Here is a 24069-nt window from a genome sequence, read left to right as displayed (position 1 = left end):
AGGGTTTGAGGACATGACAGTTACCGGAAAGATGTGTTGAGCGGATCAGAGGTATGAAACAAATTCACGAAACGAATTCAAACGTTCGTCATGCAAACCTGGGCCTCCCTCGATTGCCCATTACTGCCGCCAATTCATTGGCGACCTGATCCGCAGCTGATTCGATCGATCCTGAAAAACTTGTGTCACCCGCACCAAGGCCGCCTTGCCCCCACAGCAGCTCGACCTGATCGAGCCAAGATTCGTTGTTTGCGAAGACATCGTCGTCGCCGTAACGGCTATCGCGAGTTTCCTGGGCGCGCCGTCGCGTTCGCGCTGCGTAAAACTCTGAGGCTGCGAGTGTAGCCAAGCCGAACACACCGGCCCCAATCCCCGCCGGCAGACGCCAACCGGCGCCGATTGCCATGTTGGTGGTGCTTGCCCCCAACATGGCCATGGCAAGTCGATCGTCGGGATCGATTGGCACGTAAACGGGTGTCCCTGCAACAAAGCACTTACTGTGTTTGCTAGCGCCAATTCCCATCGATTGCCTAGCAAGACTTGATGCACCGGTCTTGGCGCGGAAGTGCCGGTACTGGGCGATTCGCCCCATTCTTGAACTGCGCCCTGCCGCCAGGATGGCGTTGCGACCGAGCGACGTCGTCGCCGGACCACCCACAAAGGACATCGCTGAAGCAACGCCCATCACACCGCGGTCAAATCGCTCATCGGATGACAGTTGGTTTCCGGTGAGAATGTCAACTCCGTAGTAAGATTCACCGATTCCGGTCAATCCGAGCAATCCGGCGGCCGCGGTCGCGACACCATTGAGTCCGCCCCCTCCGGCGTCGTAGTAGCCGCTGGCTGTGGCACTGATCCCCTGGACCGTACTGATCGGATCAACAAGCGTCGACCCAAGATTGAAGAGCCCTTCAACAAATGCGCCTTTGACGGCCCCTTCCATGGCGGTCAACGTGCCGGCATAGTGACCGCTCTCGTAAGCGCGATCGTAGGCGTCGTTACGAATGACATTGCCGACGTATCTTCCAGCCGACCGAACGGCTTCCGCGTTCGCAGATCGGTATGTGTTGAACGCCTGGACAAAATTCGCAGCAAGCGTCGTATGATTTACTGACCCAGCGATGGTAACGGAGGACAACGTGCTGAAGGCTGTGTAGCCATTTGCGCCTCCGCGGTCAATCAAAGAGCGGTTGTTTTCGGGATCGTAAGCTCCTACTCCCGCCCCATGATAGAGCAGGAGTTCATCGTCGAACAGTTGCCCACGCCAGATCTGCGGTGCGTTGATTAGCAGTGGGTTGCCTGTATTTCCAACGACCTTGTGCTCACCGGACAGGATCAAACCGTCTTCGCTGAATGTGCGGTGTAATACTTCCCAGTTTGAATCGACCACGTGTGCGAGTGACCGGACAGACCCTTCGATGTCGGCATACATCCAGATTGTTTGCGAGTAGCCGCTATCAGAGACATCAACCGCGTAGTTGACACCATTGAATGTTAGCCACGATCGACTTATTGTTCCTTGCGGATTGGTCTCAAACTGCACATCGCTGCCATCGTAGAGATATCCTGTGACGCTGCTTTCCGGTGAGTTCGTTACCTCGCGCGAGATTAAGCGATCAAGTGCATCGTATCCGAACTTGATGTTTGCATCTCCCAGAATCGCATCCTCAATCGTCGCCTGCGCGAGTCGCCCGAGCGCGTCCCATTCATACTCAGCAGTGAACCTGCGGGGCACAATTCGAATCGCGTCGAATGCAACCAGCCCGTCACCATCGGGCGTCACTTTAACGTCTACCCCGGTTGCAGTGGTAAGCGTTATGCCTCCTACCAGTTCCCATTGGAGACCGGAGCTATCGACTCGCCCCGATGGAGTGTCCCCGAAAAAGAGCGACCGCGAAATGACTTCGTGGGAGCCGACCGATACCGTCACAGTTGCAGTGCCTGGGTCCTCAGATGGATCTACGGCGAGTGGATCCGGGTCAACGATTGGGTTCCAAATCTTCCAAACCTCGTAGTATCCGGCTTCGACATTGGATTCTGTGGCGGTTAAGGTTGCAGTAGAATCGTGTGACTGCCACTGCATGGGTGGATCGCTATCCGGCGAGTACACTCCGTCAGCTCCAGTCCAGCCAGGAGATGGGCTACTCAATTTCTCACTTATGGTCGCGTCAATCACAACATCTGTCAGTCCCGAGACTTGTGTCTTTCTCGTGACTCTTCCTTCCTTGTCGTACTCATATTCGTAGAAAGCATCGCGGAAGATGCGATTGCCATGAATCCCAATGGAGGCCTCGCTTTCTCGGTTGCCATTGGAGTCGAGAACATACTGTTGATCGACCAGCAGTGGAGCCGGATCAGCCTCATAACGCACCTTGGATTCTTTTAATCGTCCGAAACTGTCGAAGTCATTGTCTCGCAGGTGATCGAGAATCCCGTTCATGCCGTTTGCGGCAAAACCTTCCATAAATCGGGTGTCGACGTTCAACTCGGAAGCATAGGAAATTCCGTGATTGGCAATCTTCAACGCACCATTTTGCGTATGTTCGAGCTCCTCGGTTCGTCCCTTGTCGTCATATTGGAACTGTGACACTCCGCGCGGGAGCGCCATGCCGGTATACCGTTTTGTTTCGCGGTACGTTCCGTCGGCGTTAAAGTACCAATCGATTGTATGGTCCTGCGCAACGCTGCCATTAACCCAATATGCGGACTCGGAACTCACGTGGTCAGCGAACACCGATATAGGTGCACCTACATTATTGAACGTTACGGTTTCTTTCAAAACGGGTATGCCGGTCGACTCGGAATTGACAAAGAAATTCCCTAGCAATCGCATTCCTTCTGGATGATAGGTGTTAGTAACGATCATGTTCGGAAGATCGCTGTAAACTCCCCCCGCACTCACTTGAGTGTCCGAGGTAACTCGGCCCAGCGAATTAAACTCGAATTCAACGGTGGCGGTTCTGGAGTCGTCATCAGTCTGTTGCGCTTTGGTTGTTTCGCCAAGAGCATTCGTCGTGAATGTCTGCTTCGTCGTAGCGGCAGCTCCCCAAGTTTCGTTGCTAGTCCAATCGTTACCCTCCGGCAGGTCGTCGTCGTCGAACGGTGCCAGCGTATTGGGATCGAAAAGATATCGCGACAGCACGGGGGATCCGGGCACAGCATGTGTGACGATAACCTCGCCATCACGGTTCGTGTAACGAGTCATTAATCCCCCATACTTCCATTGTCGCTGGACAGAACTTGCATTCGCCTGACCAACATCCAGCTTGACAAGTGATTGTTCGTTGATCTTGCGTCCCAACTCATCGTAAGTCGTATTGATGTCTGGGGAATCGCCAACCGTCAGTCGCGTCACATGGCCTGCGGAATCGTAGATATACCGAGTCGCTGAATTGAGCCCGGAGACGGTATCTCCTGACTTCACCGTTAGGGCCTTTCCCGTTATCGGATCGAAATCGCCATAGCGAGTGCCGCTGCCCTGTTGGTCCTGAACGAGGACGAGACGACCCTGCGGATCGTAAGAAAAATCTTGATGCTTCTCGGGTGTCGGATTTGATACCGCCTGGCCTACGTAGAGCGGGTGATACGACTCCAATTGTTGTCCCCGAGAGTTAACCAGGGACCAGAACACTGCGTTTTCGTTGAGTAGATCATCGTTTTTTGCGTTCTCGATCGTAGTTTCAGTCTTCAACGTGACATTTTGACTGTCATATTGATAGTTGATTCTGGTCACATAGGAGTTGAAGTCGGTTAGATTTCCGTCCACTCGAGTGACTTCTCCAGATGAAGGCGACAGAATCTCAAATGTATTACCCGCAGCATCCAGTTTTACCTTGGTTGCGAAGTCTTCAAGATTTGCCGAGATGTCTTCGGGACGTCCGGACATTGCCGGCAGAGTGACCAGATTCCATTGGTCGATTGCATCGTAATAATCAGTAGCTGTAAAGATCGAATCGGTGCCCGTTCCAAGGATCACCGCGCGCTGTCGCCCCAATTGGTCGTAGAGATATTCGGCCCGGCGGCTGCTGAATGAGGGATCGCCGGAATTGATTGTGTACGTCTTTGCCAACCGACCGGCGGTGTCGAACTCGTAGTGGGTCTCACCTCCAAGGTGGTCATCCACCTGTACCGTCCGCCCGAGTCCATCAAAATAGGTTACTGTTTCGACCTGGTTACGGTTGGTCGATCTGACTTCGAGCCAACCATTAAAGAAAGTGTAGACGTTGCTCGCATCGACGGTATTGGGTTCGTCGCCGGAGAGTGGGTCCTCGACCAAAGTCAATCGCCCCGCCTGATCAAAAGTGAACGATGTTACGATTGGGACTTCGTTCCAACCGCTGCCATCGTAAGTGAAGCGATTTTCGGTTACGTTTACGACGTCCCCTGAAGCGTTATTGACATACTCTGTCGAAACCGGTTGCTGCACGAAGACCGGCAAACCGTTTTGAATCGCAGGAGAGTTCACGAGTTCGGGGTGAATAGTGGTCTCCAAGACATAACCGAGCTCATCGTAGTCAGTCACGACAGGAGCACTCGGTTTCTGAGCTATATTGCCGAGAGTTACCTTGGACAGCTGGCGACCGAGCGAGTCATTCAGGAGGGCACTTGTGACCCAGATAGTGCCTCCGGAATACGTTCCTAGATTGACCAGTTGCTGAACTTTGTTCGGATCGCTCGAAAACGTCGAAGGATAGGAGAGCCGCGATCGTTCACCGGTAAGCAGGTTGTGTGAGGCAATCTGGCGTCCAGTCCGGTCAACATCGGTACGCATAACGTCCTCGCCGAATGCATCGTCATCGCGCACCTTCGAAGTTGTCACCCATGTCGTTGTTACCGGAGTTGGCGGCGGGACCGGGCCGATGTGCAGCGATTCTGGGTCTACATATTGGCTATCAGGTTGGATGAAGAATCGCTGGTCGGAGGAATCGGGAAGCTCGGTGCGTTTCATCGAGCCATCGGCATAGTAGGAATAGTGCGTGGTCTGTTGGATATCGACGGGTGGATCCTGGGCCGGGTCGTTTGTGACGGCTGCCTTGTAGGTCTGGCCAGCCGCGGCTGTGACGGACGTTAAGAGTCCCGCTCTATTCCACACCGAAATCGTATCGACACGATTGGCAGAGGCGGGAGCTTCACCACTAGCTTCGTAGGTGTAGAGCGTCGGCGTTTGAACCTGAGTAGACTTGGTCGTGTTGCCGTCGGCGGCGTATTCCAGAAAATCTTCCGATATCACCAAACCGTCCGGATTCACAGTGCGACTGCGGCGCAGCCTACCGACCCTGTCATAATCGTAGTCTTCGATCTGGATATTGCTGCCAGAGGCGCTGTCGGTCTTGGTATTGGAGTAGCCAAAGCTGTCATAGGCAACGGCCGAGGTGATCCCCAGAAATGGCACCTCTACTGTGGCCGATTTAGCACGGAAATAGGTCTGATAGTTCGTGACAAGTCCGCGCGCGTCGATGTGTTGCTTCAGTTGACCGTTTCCTTCGGTTCCGTAGTAGGACCAAGTTTCCAATCGGTCCTCGTCTTTCTTAGAAACCGGACCAGTTCCGTCGGCATCGGATCCGTTTCGGATCTCGCGTATCGTAAGTATTCGGCCATCTTTCTGCCGAGCATATTCGGTGCGCAAGTAAGGATTGACCACGGCGGGAGATGCTGACGCTAATGGTTTGTTGTACACCGTCAACGCTACCATGACCGTACCCACTGCATCCTGCATATCATCTCGCGTTTCGTATTCGTAGATGGTCGTCAACAACGGCGTCACGATGTGGGTGACGTTGCCGCGGTAGTCGTCCATGTCAAAGACATTGGATTCTTTGATGCCATTAGGTGCTTCCGCGGAAGGCGGTTGGTCGACGGGCTCCCGTTTGGCATCCGGGATTTGGTAGTCGTAGCGGAGATGCGTGATTGACTCCGCCTTGACGTTCTCGATCCTTTTTGCGTCACCCGTTGCGTTGAGCTTGTACTTGACGTCGGAGAGCGTTGTTGACTCCGAGTCAACGCCAAAAATATTTCGCACCTGAAGAAGTCGACCGTGGATGTCGTAGTTGTTGGCATCAATCACCTTGCCATGAACGTCGGCTCCATCTGGATTAGACGCATCGTACTTCTTGTACTTTGGATCGACGCGGGACTCGCCAACCAGCGGGAAAATCACAACGCTCGATGTCGCGCTGTTTGCCGAACCATTACCATTGCGGCTCCTTTGCATTGCTCCCAACACGCCGGGAACAATCTCATAAACGATATCACTGTCCCCATAGTTGATTTGCGCCAGCCCGGTCTGATGCGTTAAACCGTGCGCGTATTCAAAGACGGTCTGCCGGTCCGATCCCCACTCGTACTTCGTCAGTAACCCATCGTTCAAGGGATCTGTGTCATCTGCGGCATCGCCGTATTCAAACGTCCGCACGACGTCAGGCGCCGCAATCCCGGCCAGGTCCATCGGCGCCTCATTGAGATGGGTCACGCTTCTCAGCTTGTCCCCCGTCACATCAAGCACAACTTCACGCACCTTCGTCACGTCATTGCCGTTCTCGTCCTGAACTTGGACTTCGTACTTGAAGTCTTTGACGTACCCTTCCTGACCACCATTGGGAGCACCTTCAGGAATGTAGGAGACGGTTGTCTCTGCGCCGTCGGATGCAACGATGCCGACGAGTCGTCCAAAGAACGCATTGTCTTTGTCGTCTTCACGATTGAACACGACGCCTCGACGCTCCGTCGAGGCGGCGTCCAGGGGATCGGAAGCCGGATCGAAGTCGATCCCCGGGAGCTCAATTCGATTCAACAGGTAACGTGGAACTCGGATTGTTTCCGAGTCATTTGGTTTCACATCGTATCGAAAGAAGACATATTCCGTACCGTCGCCCATGCGATAAACAAACTCGTCGGGCAACCCGGATTCACTATCGTGAGGTTCTCGTCCGTATTGGGCCGACCGCGCTGTCAGCGTGCCGTATTCCTGGACGTCGGCGAACGTATGTTCGCTGATTGTTTTACCACCTGGTTGCAGGCTGGAGAGTTCCATTTGGGCGCCGGACGTGTAAGCACTGAGGTCGAAAATGCGTGTCTCGGAGCCTGGGAAAGAAAGAAGGATTCGGTCGTCATAGCGGTTGTCGACGTGGTCGTCGCGATCAAATCGATCGAGCGTAAGGGTGGGAACGCCGTCCAAAGCCCATCCCTCGCCGAACACCGCACTCTGCTCCCATTTGACGGGGCTCTGGTCCTTGAAGTCACCGGGCTCCACCGTCTGGCTGACAATGACCGGCGACTGACCGTGTGTGACCAACGTCCCGAATGGCAACTCGACTTCCAGCTCCCAGGAGTAGAGGCCTGAGAAGAGAGGAGTAACCTCAGCGGGAATCGCGATGGTTGCCGAATTGTCCGTCCAGTCGAGAGTAAACTCGCGTTTGTCCTCGGGCGTTACATAAGGCTTTCCGTAGGGCGTCCGCAAATTGACCTGTTCTTGGTTGACATGGTCGTACCAAGTCAGTTTGGCTTTGACCTGATTGGCCGTCACACCGTCCGGTTTCGCGATCTTTGCCACAACGACCGGGCGATGGTCATCAGTGTAGACGGTCGATGAGTCATAAATCAGACCCGGCAACCCCAGTTCCGACGCCCCGCCGGACCCATCGAGGATCACGCCGTGATCGACAAGGAACGATCCGCCTGCGAGGTCGACCGCCGTTCCTCCGACCGAATCGAAAGCGCGGTTTGCGCCTACGTAGTGACCGCCAAAATGCCATAGGGAAGGATCCGGTGGGTTCAGGTCTTCCGGCTCCCAATCTTCAAACGGATCTCCGTTCTCATCAATGGGATTTCCGTCCTCGTCGCGATCGACGAACAAATTGGGATGTCGTTCAGGTAGGGCTGGATTGACCAAGTCCACCCAAGGTTGTGTCGTTTGCGAAATTGCAGTGCTCTGCGCCGCTTCGGTCCGAGCTTTAACTTCGACTTCGACAATTCGGACAATTTTTTTACCATCTGCATTCACCCGGTTCGGATCGTGCACCAGCAGTTGAACGGTGACCTTGCTTCGGCCCGGATTGGGGTTCCAGCGTCTGTTGGCGCTCATCGACGAAACGACGTCATTTTCGGAAAGCGGGTTGTGCAGATCCAAGAAGTTGCCCACCACTTTCGCTCTCAGGCTTGGTTCATCAACAACGCGCCACGTCACGGCTTCGGCGACATTGGCGAACGGATTGATACTATTGAGCCCTCCAATGAACCCACTGAGTTCTTCATGCTTCGTGGAACGCTCGACCTCGCCGAGTTTGTAGAAGACCGAGAAATCGTCGGTTCGTATCGGTCCTTCGCTGAACCCCGTGGAGCCGGTCGCGATCCCCAAGATTTTGAATTCGTCGCCGTCCTCGTCGACCAACAATTCCGACAGGTCGACTCGCATCGTTGTCTCGAAATCGACAAAAACCGGACCGTCTGTATACAGTCGTTTGGTTTGGGAGTCAGGCTCATGGGTGCGGTCACCGCGCAGCACCGGCAGCGTATCGGTGACCAACATGTCGACGTTTGCTTCTGCAAGTGATGTCGATTCTCCTTCAAGGAAAACGCCGACTTCGAAGCTACGCAGCATGTCGTACTGGAAGATCGCGCCACCTCCGTCGCGGCGTGGCTTCAAATGAGGTTTGATGCCGCTGCTCGGGCGAAAGGTGACGGTCATATCATCATTGACCGTGACTCTGTATAGCTCGACCGGCCCCACTTCGGGGTCGAATACTTCCGTGTGGGTGTAGGTTCCTTCGATCCATCCTCCGGTCGCCCCTTTGACCTTCATCTTGATCTCGGGGTTGGCCGTCATATTCACAGTTTCGGGAATCGCGTAAGAAGCAATCGGATTGAACTTCAGTTCCCCCTTGTGCGAGACGCTGTAGTCTTGAACGATCGCACCCAAGTCAAAGTTTTGCGGGTTTGGAACCTGCTCATGCTCGATCCAAGGGGGCAGTTCACGATCGGTTTGCACCGGTTTACTGTCCTTGCGTTTGGGTTCGTAGTAGCGGCGTTCGGGCGCCTCGGTCGACTCTTCCTCCTCGTCTTCCGGCAACGGGACAGAGCACGTGTTCCACTCAAACAAGTAACGTTGCATCGTCCGCTGCGAAGCGAGGAACATCAGCTCTCGCGGCGGTTGGTTGGAGAGGAACCAAAACACCGACTCTTCGCCGTGGTCGTCCCACGGAACCCCGGAGAGCGCGTCAAAGAACTGGTCATCCATCTGAGTGATGAAGTTCGATTGGGCTTTGATCGACGATGCCCAACGGGCGTATTCCTCGGAATCCGGAGTGCATTCCCCCGGTCCTGGTAGCGGCGGGAAGGGCCGAGAGTCGAACATCTCAGGCTCCCAGGTGGGGTCCGGTTCGGTCGGCCCGTCCCCAGTTCCGTCGCCAGTTCCGTCCCCAGTTCCGTCCCCAATTCCGTCCCCAGTTCCGTCCCCAGTTCCGTCCCCAGTTCCGTCCCCAGTTCCGTCCCCAGTTCCGTCCCCAGTTCCGTCGCCAGTTCCGTCGCCTGTTCCGTCCCCAGTTCCATCTCCCGTTCCGTCGCCATACAGGTCGCCTTCACCGCCTCCTTCGCCGTCGCCATACAGATCGCCGTATCCATCACCTCCTCCGTCGCCGTACAGGTCGCCGTTTCCGTCCCCTCCTCCGTCGCCGTCCCCGTAGAGGTCGTCGCCACCGCCGCCTTCGCCGGTGCCGTCGCCGGTGCCGTCGCCGGTGCCATTGCCCGTGCCGTCACCACTGTTGAGGTGATTGCTCCAGTCCGCCGGAATTCCTTCTTCTTCCAGAATGATGCCGTCCCACCATGTTGTTCCCACGGCGCGACGCTGAGCGGGGCTGGTGGCCACGATCGATCGCGTCTCGATGTGAATTCGCATGCCAAACCCTTCCGACTGGTCGACGGCGGTTGCAAACGTCAGTTCCTTCGTTTCGCCCTTGAATCCGGCGAACGAAAAGACAGCTTCGTAGTGGTCGTAAAGATTTCCGAACTGGTCGACCAGATTCTGTTCGACCAGACTCACTTCGAATGGCATCACAAGAGTGTCAAGCAGATCATAGACGTAGATGTCGAGCGGCGTTGTGAAACCGTTTTCGACTGCATGGCTCAATTCGAACGTGGCCACCAATTCCGTCATGTCCGGAAAGGTATTCGGATCATTGTCATCGCCGTCGTCTTCCCAGACCTCGCTCTCCCCGGGCGTGAGCAGCTCGGCCGAATCGTCGTTGGCGATGGTCACATAAGCGACATCATGTTTGTAACTGGATAACAGCGACGCATTGCGCAAGTAGACGCCGAATCCCTGTTCCGCTTCAACGATGTCGTCGCCCTGCACGTGCACTTGCACGATCTTGTACGCCTCACCGGGCGCAAATTCTACGGTGCCGGAGGGGAACGCACCGCCGACAAAATCGGAAGCCGTCGCGGGGTAATAGCCATGCCCCTTGACCACATAATCGACCGTCAACGCCTCGCCGACCTCTCCGCGGGTCACCGCAAACGTGAATGTTTGCGTCGAGCCTTCATCGGTTTCCACGGCCAGCGCGTCTGACTCGGGACCGATGTTCAGCCAGCGGTACAGTTCGATCGCACCGATATCGCGTTTCATCAATCCGTCGCGTGTGGTATCGACGAAACGATCCGAACGTCTCTGATCGAATCGCTCGATCGAGCCTTCTGGCCTGGGCCCCACATCGACGACGGGGCTGCCGACCAGCGGCAGGTGTGACTGCGTGGCCCCACCGTTGTTGGCCAGCGGCGCGAGTCCCGGTTCGAGCGGCGAGACAACCGACCCGACCAGATCGCCTTCACCCCAGAAATGGTCGTATCGAATCTCCGCCCCGACTTGCGGGTTCCAGGAGGATGAATTGGCGAAGTCCTGGTCCAGATAGAGGGTGTTGGCCGTGACCTTGTCGACCAGGAATTCGAGACCGTCAACCAGAATTTTGAAGGGCGTCTCCGGCAACCCGAACGGATCGGTCACGGTGATCGTGTGATCAACAGCGAACAAGTCGTTCTCGGCTTCGTAGAGTTGTGTCGTCGCTGTTTGGTTGATTCCCACGAGATTGTTTCCGGCCGATTCGAATCGTCCGCGCACGTCGGGCGATCCGCTGCCGGCGTGCTGGTTGTCGGCGATGATCGTCAGTTCGATGTCGACCATGCTGTCGGCGATCACCCCGCCCACATCCCCAGCGCTGTTCTGGACGATCGTGCTCGATGAGATCGTGGCGACCGAGGACGCATCGAAGTAGATCGCCCCGGCAGCGTTGTCCGCTGTATTGCCGGAGATTGTCGAATTGGCGATCTCGATCTTGCTTTCGTAGGTCGCCATCGCTCCGCCGTCGGCGGAGGCGTGATTCCCGGAGAACTCCGAACGCGCGATCGAGATGGTGCTGTTCTGGGCGTAAATCCCAGCCCCCAGGACGGCCTGGCTTGTGCGAATCGCACTATCGATTGTGATCAACGTCCCATCGACGACGCGGACCCCGCCTCCCACATCGGCCGTATCGCCGCCTCGAATTAACACATTGATCAGTTGCAATGTGGCGCCGGGGTGGACATCGAAGACGCGATCGAGTTGATGGCCATCGATCACTGCCAAGCCCGAACTTGGACCGATGATCGAAATCGTTCCGGTGATGTCCAGGTCACCCACTTCCTCGCCGATGCCCTGGTCGACTCCCGCCAGGGAGATGCCATAGCTTCCGGCCCCCAGGTAAATCGTCGCGCTGCCACCCAAGGCATTGGCTTCCATGATCGCGGCGCGCAACGACTTGTTGCCGCTGGTTGTCGTCACGTACCCGTCACCGGGGTGAAGATCCAGACTGTCTTCTTGTGAATCGACGCGAATGTAAATCGGCTCGACCGCGCCAAAGTCGATGCTGCGGCTTCCCTGATCGTCGCCATCGACCATGCGGTTGCCGCCCAGCTTGTCAGCCAGCACCAGCACCTTGGAATCCTTCAACAACAGGGGCTCCTCCGGGGTCCCATGTTCCGCTCGCCGGACTTCAAAGGTGAACGTTCCGTCGAAGTTGTCGGTGACTCGCGTGACCGTCATCTCCTCGGCACCGATGTGAATATCAAACTGTCGGACTTCGGGCAGACCATGAATCGCCTTGACCAAGAAGGAATCATCGCCGGCCGACAGCGGCTCAAGCAGTGTGGTTGATGTCCCGGCAAATCCCTGCAAGACGTTGGTGCCGATTTCGTGCCAGGTGGCCTTTGTCCCCAGCACGCCTCGTTCGACGATCAGCTTCATCGTCCATTTGTCGTAACCGAGCACACGCATCGTTTCCGAGCGAACCTGGATCTCGTACGGAAAGGGCGGCGCCAGCAGGTTGGCTTCGCTGTGGATGAACCGCTCCGGTTCACTGACGGCCAGATAGACATCGTCATAGTCGTCCGAAATCGGCGCGTACAACTCCGAGTCGATCCCCTTGAACAGCTGATCAATTCCCTCATCGATGAGCGGCGCTCCCTCGCCGGGGCGTTGGCCCACGACGTCGTCGCGCAGATAGGTCAGCGACGACAACCCCGCACCGCCGGTATCGATTCGCTCGAGACGGATCGCATCGGCGGCGATGCCATTGACGTTGCCATTGATCGTCACCGAGAGTTCACTGCCGCTGATCGTGACGGTATCGAGCACCACCCAAAACTGCGAGAGGGCGTCATCTGGAGGCGGTTGAGTGAAATCGTTCCAGGTCGGTGATTCGGGGTCGTGTGGTCCGCGCACATCGACAAATTCTTCCAAGAAGACGAGATCGCGCCCTTGGTTGTCCGAGTTGCCGCCGCTGCGATCAATCTGTCGTTCTCCCTGGCCGTCAACGCTGAAGTTGAGTGTCCCCTGTGCCAGGACCGCGCCGCCAGTGGTCGTGGCGGTAAACGGTAGCGTCGGTTGCCCGAGGTAAGGGATCGAACTCGATGCGATGAAATACGTGCCCGGGGCGAGATCGCTGAACGTCCAAGTTGCCGATGTCTGGTCGCCCAGGATCACGTGCGAGCCGGCGAAACCGCCCGGCTGGACCGTCGCGTCAGATCCGTCGATCGAGAACGACACATCACCCAGTCCGGCAACTTGGTCGTCGGAGATAAAGCGTGTCTGCTCGGTTCGCAGCGACTCCGCATACCCGAACTCTTCCGCCGCGGCCCGCGTGATGCCTCGGAACAGGTTTTTGTATTGGTCCTCGGTGATCACGCAAACCTGTTCGCGGAGATCGCCGCCGATCGGCACGCCGGGCGAGTTGGCGCGAACGCGAAGCTCGCCGTTCCGCACCTGGACTTCGGAAAACAGGTACCAACCGGTCCCGGCGCTGGGCAGCGTGATGTCATCGGGGTCCCACGTGCGATACAGTTCCAGCCAGGCATCATTCAGATTGAACGAAACGCCGTCGGGTCCGGGCGTGGTGGAAAGATACTCGCCGGTGATCGGATCATAGACGGAGACCTCACCGTCATCGGTACCGTCCCAGGTGGTCAACACGAAGTAGTCGTCACGGGCAAGGTCGGGGAAGGTCCAATCGGTCCACTGACCACTCGAAACCACGCTGACCGCATGTGACTGCGTGGCACAGGGTTCCAGGTGGGGCAGAAACTGGAAATACGGAGACCTCAGACGCTCTGCTTCATTCAGCGGCACGTCCGTCGATTGCGAACCGGTTCCCGAATCGTCGCTGGGGGACGAAACATCGGGATCGCCTTCGGACCCCGTATCCTGTGCGCTACCGCCATAGAGATCGTAGGCTGCTCGGGGGGCTTTCGGCATCAAGGTTTCAGAGACGTCGAGCTGTTGCAGCCGCATGGCATCGGCCACAAACTCGTCACCGATGGCATTCGGGTCGGCCGACATCTGCACGAAAACGAGCGAATGTTCCAGCTCGATCGAATCAAAAACTCGAATCCACTCGCGATCGAATTCCGGATCGTAGACGATCCGATTCATCATCACGACCTGCGCCGATGCGGCATGACTTTCCGGGGCGGTGTCGTTGACGCCGCGAATGACATCGTAGGTATGGGTGCCGTCGCCGTTATCAGTAATACTGACGACTTTGAGCTGCTCCTGGCCGATTCGCACGAATTGTCCGGGATGCCCTTGAGTCGCGTCGACGATGATCGAGGTGGTGATCAAATCAAGATCCGCTCGGAGGCGGGTTGCGACTTCCACAATTTGCTCGTACTCGACCGTCCGCCAGCCCACTTCGTCGTTCAGGTCGAATACATCGGTGCCTTCGGCATGCGAAACGGCCTCCGTCCCCTCGAATCCGCGGACCACGGTGCGGTACAGAATCCCGTTTTGATCCACCGTCTCGCCGGTGAGCTTGAGGACTTCATTGCCGATTTGAATGATCGCGTCTGCAATCCCCGCCGTTCCATCGTCATCGACAAAGGCGATTTGCGTCGCGCTGGCATCCACGTCATGCAACAACGTCGATCGAAATCGAACGGTCTGGTCGACGTCGTGATTGGGCAATCGGACGCTGCTGTTCCAGCCCTCGACGATATTCGCGACACCGTGCGTCTGTGCGACAGTTCCCTCGACACCTCTCAGTACCGTGAAGGTTTGCGTCCCATTACCGTGATCGGTGACCTGCAACACCTCCATCAGTTCGTCGTTGATTTTTAACAACGGAACGCCAAACGTCTCGGTCTGGCCGACGACGATCTCGGTCGCATCGGCGGCGACCGCCGTATGGAGTTGCGTGACGAAGCGTTCATCGCGCCAGTAGTTGCCACGATCGTCAATGCGTTCGATCGAATCCAACGCCTGGTGACTCTCGATCGGGCTGTATCGGACACCGCGAACCACATCGATCATCTGATTGTCGTGGTCGACGCCGACAACCTTCATGATCTCGTTGTTGACCCGGATCCGTGAGTTGACCGGAAAGCTCGGGCTTTGGACTGCAAACCGGGTGACAACCTGATCGACAGAGTTGGAAAGCTGCGAGACGTCCGTCTGGGTTTGGAACCCAGAGTCCTTCAGGGGCAGGGTCGCAAACTCACCCGCGTCGTGCGCCGACGCGGTGGTCAGCTTGACACCTCGATCGACTTGATAGACCCCGCCACCCAGGTCCGCAGTCACCTTCATCAGTTCGTCGCCGATCCTCAAGTACTGGCCAGTGACCGCGGCAGAAGCGCCCCCCAGGTAGACGACGGTAGCCTGGTGATCGACGGCCGTGTCCAACTGCCACGATCCGCGATTGATGCTACGAGGCAGCTTACCCTGTAGTGAGGTGAGGATGGCGCCGGTGGAGTGGCTGACGGGCGTTGTAAAGTTTACGCCACGAACGACTTGGTACGTGTGGTTGCCGCTGTCGCGATCGATGATCCCGGCAACGATCATCTCTTCCTCGCCGATCCGGATCACTTCGCCTGGATGCAGACGGGTTTCATTGACGACCAGGACGTTGGTCGAGGCATCGATACCCTGCTGCAAACGCGTTTCGAATTCCATCGGCAGCAAGCGGTTGACCAGTACAACCTCCTGGTCCGTGGTATGGCTCACCGCCATGGTCCCATCAACGCCCCGGACGACGTCGTAGCGATGCGTTCGGTCACCCAGATCGGTGACGCCAACGACCTCCAGCACCTCATGCTCGATACGCACGATTCTGTCGGGCAAGACGTTCGATTCGCGAACCAGGATGCTGGTCGCCGAGGCGTCCACATCGGCCAGCAATGGCAACTCGACTTCAACGGGCGGGACACGCTCCAGATGCAGCACACTGTTGCTTTGCAGTTGACCGTAAAACAGGTCGGGAAGATCCACGCTGGCGGGATCCGCCGGCGTCACTTGATAGGTTTCTGTGGCATCCTGATTATCGACAACACTCAGGACCTCGTAAATGCTGGCGCTGATCTGGATGTATTTGTCCGGCGGCAAGACCGCTTTGTCGACGGTGATCAGACTGTTGCCCTGGGCATCCGGGCCATCCCATTGGATCCACCGTGTTTCAACAAAAGGCACGCCAACGTCTGGGTAGCGATCACGCCAGTCTGGTCCGTCAAGGTGTTGGTATACGCGGCGATTGTACGCCTGGTCGACGATCACGCGCGCGTGGAAACTCGTCTCAATGCCGCCTACGAAACTTGCCAACACGGCGTAGTCAGACGCCAGTTGTTCCGGTGCGGGATGGAGGTTGTCGAAACGCCACTGCGCCAAACTGGCCGGGTCGTTGGCGTCGAACACCAGCCGATCACGTCCGAAGGCGTCCGCGTGGAATTCGAAGATCCCCTCGGGGGTTCCCGTCGACGAAAAATGCGTTTGCGACTCGTTGTCACTGATCACCAGGTCGAGCCGGGGAAGGTCGTCCACCAGGCGAAACGGGCTTGCCTGCAGGGTGTCGACCTGTCCATCGGCAAGTAACGTGTTGTGGGCGTTTGAATCACCGCCGGTATCTCCTCCTCCTCCTCCCCCCGGCTCGCCATCGTCGACGCCATCGGTTTCCCCCGCGTCGCCACCGGGAATGTCAATGTCGACCGCCTGCGGCCGGTAATCCGGATCGACATCCGGCGAATAACCGATCTCGTGCGCTTTGCTCTCGATGAAATTCAGGTGCAGTTGGCCGTCTTCCAATTCCAACAGATGTGCCAACTCCTGCTCGCTGAGCCGGAATTTCGAATCGGCCAAGACATTGTTTTCCAGCGTCAGGCTACGGACTTCGTCGGCGAACCGATCATCGAGGTCGATGGACCGATCGTCGCCATGGACCACCAGATGATAGGTGTCATAGCGGCGCGGCTGCGCACCGGTGTACAGCGACGTCCGGTCGGTCCAGATCGACGCAAAGGGGCCCCATGTTTCGCTACCGGCAATCGTGCTGTTCTCGATCACCGTGGGCGGCGCGAATTCGGCAACCTCCGTGCGAATGATCGACTGGGTGCGATCGTGTTCGTCCGGGTGTGCGTACGATCCGCTGTAGACCCGATCGGTTCCGGTAAAGAGGTGGTCCCCCATCGCGTTTCCGGAGAAGGTCGTCCCGGAAATGGTCAGCGCGCCGGGGATCCCCCAAATGTGCGCGGCTTGATCGAAGCGGATCGGGACGGTGCCCTGCCGACCGCGTTGGATGTCGGCGACTCCGGTGAGCGGATCGATGGCGGTGATGGTCATCACTTCGGCCGCCCGCACATTGGCGTGAATCAGGTGTGTATTGCCGACCTGGGCTTCCGAGTGCAGCAGACGATAGTCTTCGGTCAACACATAATCCGGCTCCAGAGCGTCGTGCCCCCGGTTCGGCCCGTAGCCGTCGGCGCGATAGGCGACATTGGCTCGGTCATACACCGCGACGTAAACGTCCATCGGCAACTCATGTTGCAGTATCTGGTCGAGGTTGTCGATCACCATTTGGGTCGCGAATTCGTTGTGCACGACGACCGCTGATTCGGCTTCGTGTCGAACGGGAAAGACGCGATCAACGTCAATTGAACGGTTCGTGTGGTTGACGTCGATAATGGTCATCCGCTCATCGTTGATCACAACTTCCATGGGCAGATCGAACACCGTCAGTTCGATCGTATCGTGTAAATACAACGTCCGATCGTCCTCACCGACCTCCTGGCTGAGCGACAGTCGGCCCACATCCACGAGTTTCGTTTCATCTTCCACACCGACTCGATCGCTTTCAATGACGATGGCCTGCTGAAGGGTCGATCCGGCGAACAAGACTCTCGGGATCGAATCGACGGTCACCGTATTCGCCTGAAAGTCCACGCCGGTGATCGTGACCGGTTCGCCGCGGATGAAAACGTCCATCGGTAGCTGACGCCCGAAAAACGGGCCGGCATCGACCAATTCCAAGTATGGATTACCTTGCCCGTCGACCTGGCCGGGCGAAGCTTCAACGGCCAGTCGTGCGACGAGCGGATCGGTGGACGCCAGGTATTCGCCGTGCCCAAAGTGCTGGACCGCGCCGATCCAACGATACTCGATTTCGTTGGACGTCGTGTGAATCGTTGAATTGAGCAGGTTGAGTTCGCTGTCGCGGTTGTAGATCGTCGGCGCATCATGCGACATCACATTCGCGATGGTCGAATCAATGATGTTCATCACGCCGTCGTGCCCGCGGTTGACGATCGCAAAGAACCCTCCCGCATCCACCGAACCTCCATCGACGACGGTATTGAGAAACGTGAGTTCGCCACCGTAATTGTGAACGTGGGCATCCGTGATCGGGGCCGTTTCGTAGGTGTGACCGCTGGGAGCGTCTTCGGCAAGGTACGCCCAATCGACGATCAAGGCATCGGCCGCCCATCCACGGTTGCCCGTGATGTGCGAGTTTTCGATCAGCGCCTTGCCGGTACGGTAGTTCGTGATCACCTTGGTCGTCCCGTCAAACAACCCTCGGTTCACTTCAACGTTTCCGGAGGAGACGATGCTCGTGAACCGAGATCCCATGACGAACGAATTTGATTCGCCGAAATAGGAATCCTGCGACTTGAAGCTGCCCGACGGTTCGATCAGGATCTCGCTGGTCGTCGAGTACAAGCTATCCGCGTAACCGGCGAGAAGACCTTGGAGCAGTTCCGCCTCATACGAGTCGGTATCGTAGTCGTTTTTATAGACGGAGGAATCATCGAAACGCACCTCACCCCCTTCGACATAGAGGGCCACGCCTTCGGCCATCAGATCACCGCCGGCGTGCCCGTTGGGCAGGTTCTCGCCGAAGGCCCGATCGGTCCCCTGTCCGGTGATCAATGTCTTTTCATGAATCAGCAGATCCCCATCCTTGACATAAAATCCACCTCCCCGGCGCGTCATCAAGTTGTAAACAACGTCGCTATCGGAGACCGTCAATTCTCCCGAATCAAGATACGCCGCGGCGCCATTGGCACCGAGGTTGCCCGACAGAATGGTGTCTCGGTCCAGATGGGAGGTTCCTCCGACCGTGTAGACGCCGGCGCCGTATTGGGCGTAGCTTCCTGCAATTTTCGAATTGCGAACGTACAGATCCGCCTCTTGATTGAGCACCGCACCGCCAGATCCGGTGCCGTCCTCGAAGACCGCCGACCCCCTCCGCAGCTCGATGTCTTCGAAATCGACTCGGGATCCGGGATGCAGGTGGAAGAGACGATCGAGTCGGTGTGGAACAATGTACTGTCCGATCTCGTCTGAAAAGGCAGTCACCGTGGTGCCGTCCCAGGGGCCGTTCACGATGATGGACGACTGGCCGCTCCGATTCATCGATCCGCGAATGCTGACATCGCCGTAAATGTCCAGGTCGCCCGTTGCAGCGGAATCCTCCTGATTCCCTTCTTTCTTGATCTGATACCAGGTGGGACTGGCGACGTGGTCGAACAGGATGGCGCCCTCGAAAACCCCTTGGATCGAACCGAAGTCGTTGGCGTGCCCGGCCAGCGCATTGAGTTCCTGGATGGCGGCCCGCAGCGTGATTTGATCGCCCGGCGTCTGCAAATCGACGTCGACACGACCATCGCCCAGATCCGTCATGTCGCCCGCATCCAACGACCAACCGGTATTGTCTTCCAGAGGTTCGACGAAGAACGTGCCAAACTCGACGGCGCCGATATCAACGCGAGCGACCGAATCGCCCAGCGCATCGTGTTCCAGTCCGTCCAGTGTTCGCTCGGCACCGCGCTGGTCGACGAAGTGATGGATGTCGGTCCCCGCGTCGATGGCGGGACTGCCCGGCAACAACATGTGCGTGGGAGCCACTCCGCCGTTGTCCTGCAATTCGCTCAGTTTTGCATCCAGCGGTGCTGCTGCGCTGCCGATCTGATCCTCCAGCGCGGCGTCAAATCCGGTCGACGTCTTCACGACACCCACCAGGTTTCCGCCGTTCGATTCGATCGTGCTCTGTTCCACGTCAGCAAAACAGGGGTCGGACACCAGGATCGTGTTCGACAGACTCGCCAGTGAGACGGCGGCAAGGTTGGCGGCGGTATTTGCCGTGTTATAGGCGATCGTCGACGCGATGATTTCCGCGTCGCCGGCGTTGTAGACACCGCCGCCCCACGAGCCTGCCGCGTTGGATGAGACGGTCGACGTATTGACGATCACGGAACCGCCGTCCGCGTTGTAGAGTCCGCCGCCCATCGAGGCTGAACTGTCCGACAACGTGCTTTGCGTCAGTGTTAACGACGCACCGTTATCGTTGAACAGTGCGCCGCCCAGGCCGGTCGTCGTATGGTGCTCGGTCAGATGGACCCGCTCCAATGTCAGATCGCCTCGATTCAGAATGCCCGCGCCATCGTCTCCCTGTAGTATCGGAATCTGTCCCGATGGTGCTTCGCGGTGGGCGATCACCAGATCGCTGATGGCAACGCTGAATCCCGCCTCAATCTTGAACAACCTGGATTCATCGTCCGTCCACACCTCGACAGGAAAATCACCTCCCCGAATCTCCAGATCCGATGCGATCGTGATTTCGCCGTTGGACAACCGCACCTGTGGATTCTCCACCGCGAGGGCAAACTCGATGATGTCCTTTGACGGGCCATTGGCGTTGGCAAGTGCGATCGCGTTGCGCAGTGTCATCGCATTCGGATCGGTGCTTTCGCCATACGCGTTAACCACAATCGGCGTCAGTTTTTCCTCCAGGTCCAGCACGGTCGGCTCGGATTCGATCACTTCGATGTCAACGGTCGCCGGGTGACTGTAGTCGCGGCCGTCGAAGGCACGGTACCGGAAAGAATCAACCCCAAAGAAGCCAGGATACGGCTGATAATGGAACGATCCGTCACCGGCATCGGTCAGCGTTCCATAACGAGGTTTTGAAACCAGCTGGGAGCTCAGAGGGTCGCCTTCGTGATCAGAATCGTTTTCCAAATATCCGTCGGCGGAAACGACCAGGGGTTGATCCCGATAGATCGAGAAGTAGTTTGCCTCCGCCCTGGGCGCCTGGTTGGGACGATCCTGATTGGCAATGATGATCGTCGCGGAGTTGTTTGCGCCGATCGGAATCCCCTCCAGGCTGATCTGATCCAATGTGATCGTGACCGTTTCATCGGCCTCAGAAACCCCGTCGTAGATGACATCGATGTCGATCACGGTTTCACGCCGCCCGGCAGGTATGATCGCTGTTCCGGTCAGCGATTCATAGTCGATGCCAGGGGTTGCCGTTCCGGCGAGTGTGTAGGTGACAACGGCTTCCGTATTGAACGCCTCGCTCAACACAATGCGGAACTGTCCACGATCGCTCTCCTGCGACGCAAATCGCTCCGACGCGGAGGGATCGGAGACGACAACGAAAATGGGCGGAACGTCGTTGTCGACGATCACGCCCACTCCGGTCTGGTCAAGCAGCTGCGCGTTGCCGGTCACGTTGGAAAGCGTCACATGAAACGATTCCTCGTTTTCGATGTCTGAATCGTCGGTAATCGACACGTCGAAGGTCCGGCTGGTTGTGCCAGCGGGGAAAGTCAACGTTCCGGTCGCGGCGGCGTAGTCCGCCCCCGCGGATGCACTGCCGTCGCTGGTCCCATAGTCGACCGTGATCGGACCGGCATCGCTGATGTCCAGTGACACGGTGAACGTCGCCGTCGTTCCAGCTTCGTTGACCGAGACGTCGTTTACGCTCAGCTGAGGAATGGTCGAAAAATCGTCGTTTTGGATCGTTCCCACGGCGGATCCGTTTCCGACCGTTCCGCCACTCGGGTTAGACAGTGAAAATGTGAATGATTCATCCCCTTCAACCACATTGTCGTCGCCCACCGAGACATTCACCAACTTGCTCGTCTGGCCGGGGCTGAAGGTCAGGGTCCCCGTTTGCGTCGAATAGTCATCCGGAGCAACCGCCGATCCGTCCGCCGTGGCATAGTCGACGGTCACGGGACTCGCACTCGACGCGCTCAACGTGATCTGGAAACTGATCAGTCCTGAACTTTCAACGATGGAAACGTCGCTGACGTCGATGGTCGGAATTGCCGGCGACTCGGCGAGCAACTGCAGACGATAATTGCCAGTGCCACTCGATGTACCGGCCCCTTGGATCGTCGGGTCATAGCTCGTGTTGCCGTTGGCGGTCACGCCGATGTAGTACGATCCGGTCGCGCTGGGTGTGAACGTCAGGTAGCTGTCATAGCTGAATCCCTGGTAGTCGTTGGACGAAAGCATGTCGTCGTTGCTGGCCAGTTCCGTTCCGGAGGAATCGAAGACGCGCAAGTAGCTGTTGAACGAAAAATTCCCCGTGCCGTCGTCGAAGTAGTAGGCATCCACATCAACATTCACGGTTTGGCCAGCCGTCAGATCGATTTTGAACAAATCGACATCGGCTGAACCATAGTTGCCGTCACCCAAGGTCGCATCGGTCTTTACGAGCGTGTCGGGCGGCAGGCTGACTGCCAGGGCGTCCTGCAAGCGATCACCGGGGGGATCACCGGGCGGTAAATCGTCGTTGGCGATCGTCGCGGTTCCGGTCGAGTCGTTCACCGCCACGCCGACGACGTTCGAAATGACCAAATCAAACGTTTCGTCGGGTTCCTCCATCGCGTCGTTTGCGATCGGCACGCTGACCGTCTTGCTCACTTCGCCAGCCGCAAACGTCAGCGAACCAGACACTGTCGTGTAGTCACCCGGTGCCGTCGCGGTTCCGTCAACGGTGGTGTAATCGAGCGTCACCGCTGCCGAGGCCGCTTCACTCAAGGTGACATCGAAGACGGCATTTCCCCCGTCCTCACTGATCACCACGTCACCGACGCTAATCGAAGGCCCCGGCGCCGCCTGGGCGGTCAATTGCAACTTGTATGCGCCGGTCCCGGAGTAGTACCCGGACCCTTGGATCGTCGGGTCATAGCTCGTATTGCCGTTGGCGGTCACACCGATGTAGTACGATCCGGTCGCGCTGGGCGTGAACGTCAGGTAGCTGTCATAGCTGAAGCCCTGGTAGTCGTTGGACGAAAGCATGTCGTCGTTGCTGGCCAGTTCCGTTCCGGAGGAATCGAAGACGCGCAAGTAGCTGTTGAACGAAAAATTCCCCGTGCCGTCGTCGAAGTAGTAGGCATCCACATCAACATTCACGGTTTGGCCAGCCGTCAGATCGACTTTGAACAGATCGACATCGGCGGAACCATAGTTGCCGTCACCCAAGGTCGCATCGGTCTCCACAAGCGTGTCGGGCGGCAGGCTGACTGCCAGGGCGTCCTGCAAGCGATCACCGGGGGGATCACCGGGCGGTAAATCGTCGTTGGCGATCGTCGCGGTTCCGGTCGAGTCGTTCACCGTCACGCCGACGACGTTCGAAATGACCAAATCAAACGTTTCGTCGGGTTCCTCCATCGCGTCGTTTGCGATCGGCACGCTGACCGTCTTGCTCACTTCGCCAGCCGCAAACGTCAGCGAACCAGACACAGTCGTGTAGTCACCCGGTGCCGTCGCGGTTCCGTCAACGGTGGTGTAATCGAGCGTCACCGCTGCCGCGACCGCTTCACTCAAGGTGACATCGAAGACGACAAATCCGCCGTCTTCACTGATCACCACGTCGCCGACGCCAACCGAAGGCTCCGGCGCCGCCTGGGCGGTCAATTGCAACTTATATGCGCCCGTCCCGGAGTAGTACCCGGATCCTTGGATCGTCGGGTCATAGCTCGTATTGCCGTTGGCGGTCACGCCGATGTAGTACGATCCGGTCGCGCTGGGCGTGAACGTCAGGTAGCTGTCATAGCTGAATCCCTGGTAGTCGTTGGACGACAACATATCATCATTGCTGGCCAGTTCCGTTCCGAAGGAATCGAAGACGCGCAAGTAACTGTTGAACGAAAAGTTCCCCGTGCCGTCGTCGAAGTAGTACGCGTCCACATCGACATTCACGGATTGGCCAGCCGTCAGATCGACTTTGAACAAATCGACATCGGCTGAACCATAGTCACCGTCCCCCAAGGTCGCATCGGTCTCCACGAGCGTGTTGGCCTGGAGTGTGATCACTTGAGCCGATGCCAAGTCATCTCCGGGTCCATCGGCCGCCAACAATTGCCGTTGCTCCAGCGATTCGGAGAGCAGCTTCCGCCGATGCTGATCGACGGCTCGACGCTTGTCCCGCTTTCGACACAATAGACGCAATCGCCACGTGTTCTTTTTTTGGGTCACCGATAATACCGCCTCTG

General features: G+C 57.4%; 1 protein-coding gene. It reads right to left on the bottom strand.

Translation table 11 applies throughout. From position 1 onward, the window contains the following. Positions 1-88: 88 nt before the first annotated feature. Positions 89-24052, bottom strand: a complete 23964-nt coding sequence (locus Mal15_RS27520; protein ID WP_233903064.1) for a DVUA0089 family protein — start codon at positions 24050-24052, stop codon at positions 89-91. Between the last annotated feature and the right edge of the window lie 17 nt (positions 24053-24069).

The organism is Stieleria maiorica, assembly GCF_008035925.1.
Classification (GTDB): Bacteria; Planctomycetota; Planctomycetia; order Pirellulales; family Pirellulaceae; genus Stieleria; species Stieleria maiorica.
Note: the sequence above shows the minus strand (reverse complement) of the source record. Positions and strands in the feature narration are given on the sequence as shown.